At 75.3% G+C, this 11,386-nt stretch carries 16 protein-coding genes; 6 read left to right on the forward strand and 10 right to left on the reverse strand.

Annotated elements, in window-relative coordinates:
• Positions 1 to 4 precede the first annotated feature (4 nt).
• From VKZ81_RS20850 to folP, 7 genes are all read right to left on the reverse strand, one after another.
• Complete coding sequence (locus tag VKZ81_RS20850) at positions 5 to 463, reverse strand: guanyl-specific ribonuclease (RefSeq protein ID WP_324243306.1); 459 nt, start codon at positions 461 to 463, stop codon at positions 5 to 7.
• A complete protein-coding gene (locus VKZ81_RS20855) occupies positions 460 to 930 on the reverse strand; it encodes a barstar family protein (protein ID WP_324243307.1) in 471 nt (156 codons plus the stop codon). Before VKZ81_RS20855 ends, VKZ81_RS20850 begins: the two co-directional genes overlap by 4 nt.
• Before the next feature lie 271 nt (positions 931 to 1,201).
• A complete protein-coding gene (locus VKZ81_RS20860; protein ID WP_324243308.1) occupies positions 1,202 to 2,248 on the reverse strand; it encodes a cation diffusion facilitator family transporter in 1,047 nt (348 codons plus the stop codon).
• A 66-nt stretch (positions 2,249 to 2,314) separates the two neighbouring features.
• Entirely contained in the window at positions 2,315 to 2,956 is a 642-nt protein-coding gene (locus tag VKZ81_RS20865) for a TetR/AcrR family transcriptional regulator (protein ID WP_324243309.1), read from the reverse strand.
• Positions 2,957 to 3,003: 47 nt separating this feature from the next.
• On the reverse strand, positions 3,004 to 3,285 hold the full coding sequence (locus VKZ81_RS20870) for a YggT family protein (protein ID WP_324243310.1): 282 nt from the start codon (positions 3,283 to 3,285) through the stop codon (positions 3,004 to 3,006).
• A 554-nt stretch (positions 3,286 to 3,839) separates the two neighbouring features.
• The gene (locus VKZ81_RS20875; protein WP_324243311.1) at positions 3,840 to 4,589 is read right to left on the reverse strand and encodes a dihydrofolate reductase family protein; all 750 of its coding nucleotides are present in this window, start codon (positions 4,587 to 4,589) and stop codon (positions 3,840 to 3,842) included.
• Complete coding sequence (gene folP / locus VKZ81_RS20880; protein WP_324243312.1) at positions 4,589 to 5,464, reverse strand: dihydropteroate synthase; 876 nt, start codon at positions 5,462 to 5,464, stop codon at positions 4,589 to 4,591. Before folP ends, VKZ81_RS20875 begins: the two co-directional genes overlap by 1 nt.
• Before the next feature lie 217 nt (positions 5,465 to 5,681).
• Here folP and VKZ81_RS20885 point away from each other — a divergent pair, with 217 nt between their 5' ends.
• Positions 5,682 to 6,068, forward strand: coding sequence for an SCO5389 family protein (locus VKZ81_RS20885; RefSeq protein ID WP_324243313.1), 387 nt, complete (start codon positions 5,682 to 5,684; stop codon positions 6,066 to 6,068).
• Here the strand turns inward: VKZ81_RS20885 and VKZ81_RS20890 are convergent.
• Both VKZ81_RS20890 and VKZ81_RS20895 read right to left on the reverse strand, forming a co-directional pair.
• Entirely contained in the window at positions 6,058 to 6,636 is a 579-nt protein-coding gene (locus tag VKZ81_RS20890) for a DedA family protein (protein ID WP_324243314.1), read from the reverse strand. The genes VKZ81_RS20885 and VKZ81_RS20890 overlap by 11 nt on opposite strands.
• Complete coding sequence (locus VKZ81_RS20895) at positions 6,629 to 7,744, reverse strand: cytochrome P450 (protein ID WP_324243315.1); 1,116 nt, start codon at positions 7,742 to 7,744, stop codon at positions 6,629 to 6,631. The genes VKZ81_RS20890 and VKZ81_RS20895 overlap by 8 nt, the downstream gene beginning before the upstream one ends.
• Positions 7,745 to 7,810: 66 nt before the next feature.
• On the opposite strand from VKZ81_RS20895, the gene VKZ81_RS20900 reads away from it, so the two are divergent.
• From VKZ81_RS20900 to VKZ81_RS20920, 5 genes are all read left to right on the forward strand, one after another.
• Positions 7,811 to 8,167 carry a BlaI/MecI/CopY family transcriptional regulator gene (locus tag VKZ81_RS20900; protein WP_324243316.1) on the forward strand — a complete coding sequence of 119 codons (357 nt, stop codon included), beginning with the start codon at positions 7,811 to 7,813 and terminating at the stop codon, positions 8,165 to 8,167.
• A complete protein-coding gene (locus tag VKZ81_RS20905; protein WP_324243317.1) occupies positions 8,164 to 9,063 on the forward strand; it encodes a M56 family metallopeptidase in 900 nt (299 codons plus the stop codon). The genes VKZ81_RS20900 and VKZ81_RS20905 overlap by 4 nt, the downstream gene beginning before the upstream one ends.
• Before the next feature lie 143 nt (positions 9,064 to 9,206).
• Positions 9,207 to 9,824 carry a hypothetical protein gene (locus VKZ81_RS20910; protein ID WP_324243318.1) on the forward strand — a complete coding sequence of 206 codons (618 nt, stop codon included), beginning with the start codon at positions 9,207 to 9,209 and terminating at the stop codon, positions 9,822 to 9,824.
• A gap of 30 nt (positions 9,825 to 9,854) precedes the next feature.
• Positions 9,855 to 10,586, forward strand: coding sequence for a B3/B4 domain-containing protein (locus tag VKZ81_RS20915; protein ID WP_324243319.1), 732 nt, complete (start codon positions 9,855 to 9,857; stop codon positions 10,584 to 10,586).
• Between the two features lie 57 nt (positions 10,587 to 10,643).
• Positions 10,644 to 11,111, forward strand: a complete 468-nt coding sequence (locus VKZ81_RS20920; RefSeq protein WP_324243320.1) for a hypothetical protein — start codon at positions 10,644 to 10,646, stop codon at positions 11,109 to 11,111.
• 22 nt (positions 11,112 to 11,133) lie between these two features.
• Here VKZ81_RS20920 and VKZ81_RS20925 read toward each other — a convergent pair.
• Positions 11,134 to 11,386: hypothetical protein (locus VKZ81_RS20925; RefSeq protein WP_324243321.1), on the reverse strand; the 253-nt coding region annotated here is incomplete at its 5' end.

Below are 11,386 nucleotides of genomic sequence, written 5' to 3' on the forward strand. Positions count from 1 at the left end.
CACCTCACGGTTGCGGGACGAACTCGCAGAAGCTCTCGTAGTGGTCGTCGGTGTAGTACCAGTGTTCCGGGTCGCGCTCGTCCGGCCCACCGGTGACGATCCGGCGCGGACCGCGGTGGTTCAGCCCGGGCGTCTCCACCGTGAACTCCCGGTAGTAGCCGGGCTCCTCGTCGGGCAGCAGCCCCTCGCGGTTGCCGAACGTCACGCCGTCGTTGCGCGGGTAGTCGTACGGGCCGCCGCGCTCGATGTCCTCGATCACCTCGTGCGCCTCCGGCGGCAGGCTCTCGACGGCGCAGTCGGGGATGCCGTCGTCGTCGGCCGCGGCCGAGCCGGTGGCGGCGCTGGTGGCACCGGTGGCGCTGGTCGCCGCCGGGCTGGTGGCCGGCGCGGGTGCCTCGGCCGGCGCCGACTGGCAGCCGACCAGGGCGAGCCCGGCGAGCAGCAGGCCGACGAGCCGGGTCATGCCGGGCCCTCCCGCAGCGCCCGCACGCCGTGGCCGCCGACGAACGCGACCGTCTCGAACAACCGGTCGCCGGGGCCGCCGCCGCGCCACAGGTCGTCGGTGGCGGCGCGGAGGATGTCGGTCAGGGTGAGGAAACCGGGCAGGTCCGCTTCCACCAACCGCTCCGCGCCGGGCCAGAGCAGGGCGACCCGCTCGTCGTCCGGCCACCAGGTGGCGAGGTCGCGCAGCGAGTCGACCAGCGCGTCGAGGTTGCGCCCGGCCGTGGCCGGCAGCCGCAGCGCCCGCGCGATCGCCGCCTGCGCCTCGCGCAGCCCACTGGTGTCGCCCTCGACCTCCGCCACCGCGTAGCCGCCCTCGGCGAGCGCCCGGCGCACGCGCTCGGCGTCCGCGGGCGCGGCCAGCAGCACGCCGCGGCCGCGCAGGCCGGGCAGCAGCTTCCCGACCCGCACCGCAGCAGCCCCGTTCACGCGGTCATTCGATCACAGCGCCGGAGCCGACCGCAGCGGCCACGCCGGCGCGTTCGTGGTCGACGAGGACCCGGCGCAGGATCTCGCCCGCGGGCGAGCGCAGCCGTGCTCGGAGGGCCGCGCCGGCGGCTTCTGCGGAACCCCACTCACCGGCGTCCGCGCGCGTGATCCCGGGCAGGCCTCCTGCCGGAGGCTCGCATCGTGCGGAGCCGCCCCTCGCGGTTCCCCGGGAGCCGTGAACCGCACCGCCTCCCCTTCCCGGGGCCTCGCCTCAGCGCGCCAGGGCCCCGGGTTCCAGGGCGCCCGGGTGGTCGGCGAGGACGCCGTGGTCGTCGCCGTGCGGCCCGACGTGCACGGTGGCCGCGACGAGCTTGGGCACGTCGTGCAGCAGGCGGTGCTGGACGGCGGTGGCGATGTCGTGCGCCGCCACCACGCTCAGGCCCGGGTCGACGGCGATCCCGACCTCCGCCCGCACCCGGTGCCCCGACCAGCGCAGCCGCAGCTCCTCCACCGCGACGACGCCCGGGACGGCGCGGACCGCGGCCTCCGCGGTGTCGACGAGCCGGGGGTCCACGGCGTCCATCAGCCTGCGGTAGACGTCCACCGCCGCGCCGCGGAGCACGACGAGGATCGCGGCCGTGATCAGCAACCCGACGATCGGGTCGGCGAGCGGGAAGCCCGCCATCACGCCGAGCGCCGCGCCGACGACGGCGAGCGAGGTGAAGCCGTCGGTGCGGGCGTGCAGGCCGTCGGCGACCAGGGCGGCCGACCCGATGCGCCGGCCCACCCGGATCCGGTGGACCGCGACGAGTTCGTTGCCCACGAACCCGATCACGCCCGCGGCCAGCACCGCGCCGACGTTCTCGACCGGTTGCGGCTCAACGAGCCGGTGGATCGACTCGTAGCCGGCGACGACCGCGGACAGCGCGATCATCGCCACGATGAACACCCCGGCGAGGTCCTCGGCCCGGCCGTAGCCGTAGGTGTAGCGGCGGGTGGCCGCGCGCCTGCCCAACACGAACGCGATCCACAGCGGCACCGCCGTCACCGCGTCGGAGAAGTTGTGGATCGTGTCGGCCAGCAGCGCCGCGGAGCCGGACACCGCCACCACGACCAGCTGCGCCAGCGCGGTGGCGGCGAGGACGAGCAGGCTGGTCTTCAGCGCGCGGATGCCCGCGGCGCTCGCCGCGAGCGCGGAGTCGATCGAGTCCGCGGGGTCGTGGCTGTGCGGCCGCAGCACCTCACGCAGCCGCTGCCGCAGCGAATGCCCGTGACCGTGGCCGTGCCCGTGCCCGTGATCGTGGTCGTGCGAACCCACGGCACGAATCTGCGTGAATCACCGGGAATCCACAAGGATCTGCGCAAAAATGCCAATTCCTTGCAGTCAATCCTTTTCCGCAGGTGCACCGCCGGTGTTCTGGCTGATCAGCAGCGCGAGCTGCTCGGCGTAGCGCTCCACGAGCTCCGGCGAGGTCGGGTCGGCGCCGAACAGGCCGCGGGCGATGTGCGGGTAGACGGCGAGCGCGTTGGCCGCGCTCAGCGCGATGAGGTGCAGGGCGGCCGGGTCGAACCGCGCGTCGATCTCGCCCGCCTCCTGGCGCCTGCGCAGCGCCTCGACCTCGTGGCGCAGCCGGGCGTTGCGCTCCTGCGCCTCCTCGCTGTCGTCGTCGCCGGTGTCGGCGAGGCCGTCCCAGGCCAGCAGCCGCCCACCGAAGTTGTCGACGCTCTCGCGGACGTAACGCTTGATCAGCTCCGCGAGGGGCAGCTCGTCGGGCATGGCCTCCGCCTCGTGGGCGCGCCACCGCCTGCCCATCTCGCGGTACAGGCCTTCCTTGCCGTCGAAGTAGTACGAGATGAGCTGCTGGTTCACCCCGGCGCGGGCGGCGATCTCGGACACCCGGGCGCCGGCGAACCCCTTGGCCGCGAAGACGGCGGTGGCCGCCTCGATGATCCGCGCCTTCGTCCGCTCGGGGTCGCGCTGCCGCTCGTGCGGGGCAGGCGCCCGTCGCCCCTTGCTCGTGGTCACCCGCGGCATTCTGCCGAAGCGGCGGCGCGGGCGAGCGGTTCGCCGCGTCAGAGCCACACCACGATCTGCCGCAGGACGACCGCGGCGAAGAAGACCACGATGAACGCCAGGTCGATGCCCACGGACCCGAACCGCACCGGCGGGAGGACCCTGCGCACCGGCGCCAGCACGGGCTCGGTGAGGGAGTGCGTCACCCGTTGCGCACTGCGCCGCCACTCGGGCTCCGGGCCGGACGACAGGGCCGCGATCCAGTCGACGACCGCCCGTGCCACCAGCACGATCTGGAAGAGCAACAGCAGCGTGCCGAGCAGTGCACCGATCGCGGACATCCCGTCTCCTCCCGATTCCCTGACCGTGCAACGTCGGGAGGGGTGGCAAAGTGTCCGGATCCCCCGGATCGCGACGTGTGGACCGGGCCTCACCCGCCCCACACCGCGACTCGGCCGCACCCACACCGCGACTCGCGTGCACTCACAGCGCGACTCGCGGAACGGCGGCGCCTCGCCCCTCGGCGAGTCGCGGTCTCGGAGCGGGCGAGTCGGGGTCCCGGTGCGGGCGAGTCGGGGTCCCGGTGCGGGCGAGCCGGGGTCCCGGTGCGGGCGAGCCGGGATCTCGGTGCGGGCGAGCCGGGGTCCCGGTGCGGGCGAGTCGCGATCTGCGCTCTCCGCTCTCGGCTACGGCGCACTCCGCCCGCGACTCGGCCGCACCCACACCGCGACTCGGCCGCACCCACACCGCGACTCGCCGGCACTCACAACGCGACTCGGCCGCACCCACACCGCGACTCGCCGGCACTCACAGCGCGACTCGCCGGCACTCACAGCGCGACTCGCCGGCACTCACAGCGCGACTCGCGGACACCGGGAGCGCGACTCGCGCGGGCTCAGGGCGCGACTCGCGGGAGGACGCGGTAGCGGGTCAGGAGCGTGTCGCTCTCCGCCACGACGGACAGCAGCTCCAGCCGGGCCGGCTCGATGTGGGGGCCCGCCGCGATGCGCCCGGCGTCGCCGGCCACGAGCAGGGGCGAGACGGTGAGGCGCAGCTCGTCGACCAGGCCCGCCGCGAGCAGCGCCCCGAACAGCTGCGCGCCGCCCTCGCAGTCGATCCGCTCGAGGCCGTGCTCGGCGAGGGTGTCGACGGCGCGGCGCAGGTCGGGCTCCCGCTCCCCCGCCACCACGACCCTGGCCCCCGCCGCCGCCCACGCCTCGCGCGTGCGCGCGGGCGCCGCCTCGCTGGTGATCACGAACGTCGGCACCGCCGCCTCGGTGATGACCGGCGCGTCCTCCGGCAGCGACCGCCCGCTGGTGACCACGGCCGTGGGCGGGATCGGGGCGAGCCCGTGGCGCTCGCGGCGCGCGGCGGTCTCCGCGTCCGGGTGCACGCCGCGGAACTCCTCGACCATCGCGGTGGTGGCCCCGACCAGCAACACGTCGGCCAGGTCGCTGCCCAGCTTCAGCACGCGCCGGTCGGGGTCGTTGGACAGCCCGCGCGCCCGGCCGTCGAGCACCATCGCGCCGTCGGCGCTGGCCACGAAGTTGACGCAGAGCCACCGCCCGGACGGGTAGGTGTAGAGCCGTTCGAGCCCCTCGTCGTCCAGCTCGCCCGCGCGCTGCGGCGGCCAGATCTGGTGCATCAGGAGATCCACTCCGAGGGTCGCGCGGGCGGCCGCCCGTGGAAGACGCTCGCCACCATCTCCAGTGCGTGCCGGGTGGGCTCCACCTCGTGGGCGCGGAAGACGTGCGCGCCCGCCTGCGCCGCGATGGTCGTGGCCGCGAGCGTGCCCGCGAGCCGCTCGCCGAGCCCGACGCCGAGCGTCTCCCCCACGAAGGTCTTGTTCGACAGCGCCATCAGCACCGGCCACCCCGTGGCCACGAACCGCGGCACGGCGCGCAGCAGCTGCAGGTGGTCGGTGGTGTTCTTGCCGAAACCGGTGGCGTCGATCAGGACGCCCTCCCGCGGCACGCCCCTGGCCACGGCCTGCTCGGCGAGCTCGACCACGTGGTCGAGTACGGCGGAGACGACGTCGTCGTAGTCGGGGCGCACGGGCACGGCGCGCGGCTCCCGCCCGCCGGTGTGGGTGCACACGTAGCCCGCGCCGTACTCGGCAGCGACGTCGATCAGCTTGGGGTCGAACGCCGCCCACGCGTCGTTCATCAGGTCGGCGCCCGCCCGGCACGCCGCGGCGCCGACCTCGTGCCGCCACGTGTCGACGCTGATGATGATGTCCGGGTAGCGCTCCCGGATGTACTCGACCGTGGGCACGACCCGGCGGATCTCCTCGTCGACGTCGACGTCGTCGCCGGGACTCGCGGCCACCCCGCCGATGTCGATGATGTCCGCTCCCTCGGCGACCGCCCGGTCGATGGCGGCCTTCGCGGGCTCGTCGTCGAACGTCGCGCCCCGGTCGTAGAACGAGTCCGGGGTCCGGTTCACGATCGCCATCACCAGCGCGCGATCGCGCACCGGTCGGCGCCCGCGGATCACCAGGCCGTTCGCCGCCTCTGCCATCACGCTCCTGCTCTCCGCGCCGCTCCGGCGCTCTCCGGCCCGACTCTACGTCGCGGCCCCGACGACCGACCCGGCGACGAGATCCACACCGCCCGAAAAATAGGGACATGTGCGAATTCATGCATATCGAGAAAGGTCGCTCGATCGGGTGTTCCCAGTTCTCGGTGCGCGTCGTAGCGTCTTTTCACGTCACGTTCGATCGAACTCGGGAGGTTCGGTGTCTCTGACGGTTCCAGCGGCCTTGCTGGAGAAGGCCCAGCAGGGGGCGGTGGACGACGAGGAATTCGTGGCGTGCATCCGGGACTCGCTGCCGTACGCGTGGTCGATGGTGGAGCGCCTGGCGAAGGAGCTGGCGGCGAGCGGCGCGCCGTCGGCACAGAACACCGAGGTACCACCGGACGACCGGGCCTGGGGGGAGATGTTCCGGCTGGTCGCGAGCGACTCGATGCGGGGCGCGGTGCAGCGGCACTTCGGCGTGAAGCTCGCGTTCCAGAACTGCTGCCGCATCGGATTGTTCCGGCCTGACGCCACGGCAGAGTACGAGGAATTCATCTCGCCCCGCGCCCAGCTTTTGAACCAGAAACCGGAACTGCTCAACTGCTGAATCGGCGCACCGCGGCCGCGGTGCCGTAGGCGACGGTGAGCGCGATGCTCACGGCCATCGCCCAGAGGGCGACGTCGCGCACCTGCGGCACCGCGGCCGCCGCGTGCCCGAGCAGCACCGTCCCGACCGCCCACAGCAGCGCACCGGTCGCGTTCGCGAGGGCGAACGCGGCCACGTGCATCCGCCCGACCCCGGCGAGCGTCGGCACGACCGCGCGCACGCCGGGGAACCACCGGCAGATCACCACGGCGAACCAGCCGTGGCGGGCGTACATCCGCTCCGCGGCGTCGACGAACCGCCTGCTCCAGCCGTGCCGCCCCCACGGCCGTCCGATCCCCCGCCCGATCCCGTAGCCGAGGGCGTCACCGAGGACGGCGCCGAGCCACGCGCAGGCGGCGAGCAGCGCGATCGGCACGTCGATCCGGCCGGTGCCCACGAGCAGGCCGGCGCCGAAGCGCAGCGAGTCGCCGGGCAGGACGACCCCGACGAGCAGGCCGGACTCCACCAGCAGCAGCCCGAGCACGGGCAGGCAGGCCACGGGGCCGGGGACCGCGAGGAGATCAGGCATCGGACCGCGGCGTGAACCGCACCGGCAGGGCGCGCAACGCGGGCGAGAACCCCGGCTCCCACGCCAGCTCCTCCGGCGCGCAGTCGAGCCGCAGGTCGGCGAACGCGAGCACGGCCGAGAACGCCGCCCTGGCCTCCCGGCGGGCGAGCGCCGCCCCGAGGCAGTGGTGGGCGCCGTGGCCGAACGACAGGTGCCCGCCCGCCCCCTCCGGGTCCCAGCCCGCGCCCGCGGCGAACCGGTCGGGGTCGCGGTTGGCCGCGGCCACGTCGACCACCACGGCGTCGCCCGGCGCGAACACGGCCCCGCCGACCTCCACCTCCTCGGCCGCGATCCGCGCCTCCAGCAGCGGGAACGGCGCGACCTGGCGCAGGCACTCCTCGACGACCGCGTCCAGTAGGCCCGGGTCGCGGCGCAGGCGCTCGAGGCGGACCGGCTCGGCGAGCAGGAGGGCGAGCCCACCGGAGATGAGGTTCGCGGTGCTCTCGTACCCGCCGACCAGCAGGTCCCGGCCGAGCGCGATCACCTCGTCCCGGGTGAGGCGCGCGGCGCCCGCGAGCTCGCCCAGCACCCCCGCGGCGCCGTCGGCGATCCGGTCGCCGAGGTAGCGGTCGAGCGCCGTCACGGCCTCCATCGCGCGCAGCCCGGCCTCGGCCCCGCCGTCCATCCCGTGGATCCGCCGGACCCACGGGCCGAACCGGGCGTGGTCGGCGACCGGCAGCCCGGCGACGGCGCACAGCACGCCCACCGCGAGCGGCACGGCGAGGTCGCACACCAGGTCGGCCCGCCCCGAGCCCTGGCAGCGGTCGACCAGCGCCGCGGCCAGCTCGTCGACCGTCGAGCCGTGCTGCTCGACGCGCCGGGTGGTGAACGCCGGGCTCACCGCCCGACGCACCCGCGTGTGCTCGGGCGGATCGAGGTGCAGCAGCGTCGCCGCCCGGCCGCCGCAGGGAGGCGCCGGGTGGCCGCGCAGGCGGGCGACGCGCACCGGGTCGCGGACGAAACGCGGGTCGGCGAGCACGGTGCGCGCGTCGGCGTACCGGGTGACGAGCCAGCCGTCGACCCCGCCGGGCAGGGACGTCCGGTGCGGCGGTCCGGGAGGAGATGGCATGCTACGAAACGTAGCACTACAACTTGTAGAAGAAATGGCCGGGGGGAGGGGTGCGAGGATGACGCGGTGCGCAGGGCCCGAGGAGAGCTCGAACAGGACGTGATGACCGCGCTGTGGACGCACGCCGAACCGGTCACCGCGCGCGCCGTGCTGCGCACGATCGGCGACCCGGACCTCGCCTACACCACGGTCAAGACCGTGCTGGAACGGCTCACCCGCAAAGGGGTCGTCACCCGGGTCAACATCGACCGCACCTGGCACTACTCGCCCGCGGCGTCGCGCGACGACTACGTCGCGGAGCTGATGCTGCGCGCGCTGGACCGCACCGGGGACCGCGACGGCGCCCTGGTGCGCTTCGCCCGTGCGGTGAGTCCGTCCGACGCCGAGGTGCTGCGCGCCGCACTCGACGACCCGGACCGATGATCTACGTCGCCCACCACGCCACCACCCTCGCGCGCGCCGTCGCCGGGGCGTGGGCGCTGACGAGGGGGCGCTGGCAGGTGCGGGCCCCGCGGCTGGCGCTGCTGCTCTGGCACGCCACGGCGATCAGCGCCGTGACCGGCGCGGTGGGGCTGCTGCTCAGCGTCGGCCTGCAGCCGTACCGGCTGGGCATCGGCCCCGCGCTCGGCGCGCTCGTCACCGGGGCCGGGCGCCCCGCCCCGCTGACCGCGGCGCACCTCGGGGCCGTGGCGGCGGGCCTCGCGCTCGGGGCCGCGGTGCTCGCCGTGCAGGCGAGCAGCTCGTGGCGGCTGTGCCGGCAGCGATCGCGGCACCGGCTCCTGCTGCGGCTCGTCGGGCGCCCCGAGCCGCGGGGGCGCGCGCTCCTGCTCGACCACCCCGCCGCCGCGGCGTACTGGGTGCCGGGGCCCGCCGGGTGCGTCGTGGTGAGCACCGGCGTCCTCGACGCGTTGACCGAGCGCGAGCTGGCCGCGGTGCTCGCCCACGAGCACGCCCACGCCCGCGGGCGCCACCACCTGCTGCTGGCGCCGTTCCAGGCCCTGCGCCGCGCCCTCCCGGTCCGCCCGGTAGCCCGCGCCGCCGCCACCGTCGAGCTGCTCGTCGCGATGTGCGCCGACGACCGGGCCGCCCGCCGCCACGGCGCCGACCCGCTCGCTTCCGCGCTCCGCCGTTTCCACGAGCTGGGCGCCCGGCCGGCGCCCTCGGGCACGATCGCCGCGGCGGATACCGCGATCGCCGCGCGCATCGCCCGCCTCCGCGGAGCGCACCCGCCGATCCGCCGATGGGTCCAGTGCGCCGTGACGCTCACGGCCCTGGCCGTCGCCACCACCCCGGCCAGCCTCTTCGTCCTGCCCTGGTGAGATCCGCCCCGCCCTACCTCGATCGGCGCAACGATCGGACCGCTGATCGACGCAACGCGCCCTACGCCCCACGGACCGGAACGGATCGGCCCCGCAGGTGCACGTGCGAGTAGTATGTCCGTCACCGAGAGTCAGGGGCGGGGATGGCCGAGCGCGGGGTGGACCGGTTCGCGGTCCGGGTTCTGGAGCAGGTCGGCGCGCGGCTGTGGGGTTTTCCGCCGCGGTTGATGGCCCCGATCGTGGACCGGCTGGGCGGCGCGCGGGCGCTCGGCTGGTTCGCCCGCAACATGCCCCGCTACGAGCGCACGCTGCGCGTCCTCGGCCCGTTGCGCACGCACCTGGTGTGCGGGCTCATCTCGCTGCACAACGGCTGCCGCTACTGCTCGTACGGCCACCTCTACGCGGCGGAGCTCGTCTACCTGAAGGAGCGCGGGAAACTGTTCCCGCTCGACGCGCGCACCGTGCCCGAGTGGATCGGGCTGCCGCCCGCGGAGCTGCGCCGGCGGATGGTCGACGTGCTGCGCGATGCCGACCTGCACTCCGAGATGCTGTGGGTCGACACCGCCCTCGGTCTGGCCACCGGGGCCCAGCGGCCCGTCGACGCGCAGGAGGCCCGCGTCGCCCACCTCGTCTCGATGTTCCGGGTGCTGAACGACGTCGGGATCGCGGCCGCCGTCGAGCCCGACGCGGCGCACGACCCGCTCAACAAGGACGAGCGGCTCACCGCGCACCACCGCGAGCTGCGGGCGACCGCGGCCTGACCCGGTCCGCTGCCGCGGTAGCGTCGGCGCGTGCCCACATCGCTCACCGTGCACCCCGACGTCCGGGTGCGCTTCCCCGACCTGCGCGTCGAGCTGGTGGTCGCAAGCGGCCTGGACAACACCGGTCACTGGCCCGAGGCCGAGGCCGCCCTGGCCGCGGCCGAGGCGGACGCGGCGGCCGGCGCGATCACCTGGTCCGAGGACGACCCCGCGATCGCCACGTGGCACACCGCCTACCGCGCGTTCGGGACCAACCCGCGCCGCGCCCGGCCCAGCGTCGACGCGCTGCTGCGCCGCCTCGTGCGCCAGGGCAGGCTGCCGCGCGTCAACGGCGCGGTCGACGCCTACAACGCGACGTCGGTCCGGTTCGCCGTGCCCGCGGGCGCGTTCGACCTCGACCGGCTCGGCCCACAGGTGCAGATCCGGCCCGCCACCGCCGACGACCGGTTCACCCCGCTGGGCGAACCGGACGAGGTGGAGGTGCCCGGCACCGGGGAGGTCGTCTACGCGCAGGGCACCGAGGTGCTCACCCGGCACTGGAACCACCGCGACGCCCACGCCACGCGGGTGCGGGAGAGCACCACGGCCGCGGTCTTCATGCTGGAGCGGGTGAGCGCGGGCGTCGCGGCCGAGCGGCTTTCCGACGCCGCGACCCACCTCGCCGCACTGCTCGCCCCGCACGCCGACGCCGTGACGCGCTCGACGCTCACCGCGGACGCTCCCGAGGTGGTCCTCGCCGCCGCCGGGCACGCCGTCCGGTGACCCCGGTACCGGGGCCCGCGCGCGGTGCCCCGACCGGGGATGGGGCACCCTGTCACCGTGCGTCGACGCTCCGCCACGCCCAGCCTGTCCCGCTACTGGAACCGGTACGTCGGCCACTGCGCGGGATCGGTGGCCCGGTTCCGCCGGATCACCTACGCGCTGCCCGCCGGCCCGGCCCGCACCTGGCTGAGCGAGATCGCGCAGCGCCTCGACGTCGAGCTCGACGCCGTGCGCAGGCTGGCGATCGTCGGCGACTCGATCGAGTCGGCGTGGTTCCGGGTGCGGGAGGCGCCCGCGAAGCGCATCGCCCAGCGGCTCGACGCCGCGCGCACCGCGTTCGCCGACGCGGTGTCGCAGGCGGCCGAGGTGGCCGAGCAGGTGGCGCTCGACCCCGCCCACAGCGACGTGCGGGCGAACCTCGAGGTCCTGAGCCGCCAGGCCTCGCAGCTGGCGCTGGCCCCGCCGCCGCCCGACCCGGAGCCCGAGCAGCCGAAGCGCCGGCTGCGGCTCCGCCGCGAGGCCTGAGCGGCGGCGCCGGCGGGTCGGGTCAGCCGGTCTGCCGCAGCGGCTCGCCCGGCACCATCGGCACGGAGGGCTGCACCGCGATCTCCGGGAAGATGCGGCGGACGCCGTTGCCGGACATCCGCGAGCGCGGGGCGCGCCCGTGGGGCTGCTCGACCGGTTCCACCGGTTCCAGCGGCGGCAGCGGCAGCACCTGCGGCTCCTCGTCGGCGAGCGCGATCGGTTCGCCGTGGTGGCGCAGCCGCATCGGGGGCCCGTCGACCAGCCGGTACTCGGCC

The sequence above is a fragment of the Pseudonocardia sp. genome (genome assembly GCF_035305885.1).
GTDB lineage: Bacteria > Actinomycetota > Actinomycetes > Mycobacteriales > Pseudonocardiaceae > Pseudonocardia.

What these genes read in the sequence shown, in the direction of transcription:
- VKZ81_RS20850 (WP_324243306.1), bottom strand. Translation starts at nt 463, where the DNA reads ATGACCCGGCTCGTCGGCCTGCTGCTCGCCGGGCTCGCCCTGGTCGGC.
- VKZ81_RS20870 (WP_324243310.1), bottom strand. Translation starts at nt 3,285, where the DNA reads ATGTCCGCGATCGGTGCACTGCTCGGCACGCTGCTGTTGCTCTTCCAG.
- VKZ81_RS20875 (WP_324243311.1), bottom strand. Translation starts at nt 4,589, where the DNA reads ATGCACCAGATCTGGCCGCCGCAGCGCGCGGGCGAGCTGGACGACGAG.
- folP (WP_324243312.1), bottom strand. Translation starts at nt 5,464, where the DNA reads ATGGCAGAGGCGGCGAACGGCCTGGTGATCCGCGGGCGCCGACCGGTG.
- VKZ81_RS20890 (WP_324243314.1), bottom strand. Translation starts at nt 6,636, where the DNA reads ATGCCTGATCTCCTCGCGGTCCCCGGCCCCGTGGCCTGCCTGCCCGTG.
- VKZ81_RS20895 (WP_324243315.1), bottom strand. Translation starts at nt 7,744, where the DNA reads ATGCCATCTCCTCCCGGACCGCCGCACCGGACGTCCCTGCCCGGCGGG.
- VKZ81_RS20905 (WP_324243317.1), top strand. Translation starts at nt 8,164, where the DNA reads ATGATCTACGTCGCCCACCACGCCACCACCCTCGCGCGCGCCGTCGCC.
- VKZ81_RS20910 (WP_324243318.1), top strand. Translation starts at nt 9,207, where the DNA reads ATGGCCGAGCGCGGGGTGGACCGGTTCGCGGTCCGGGTTCTGGAGCAG.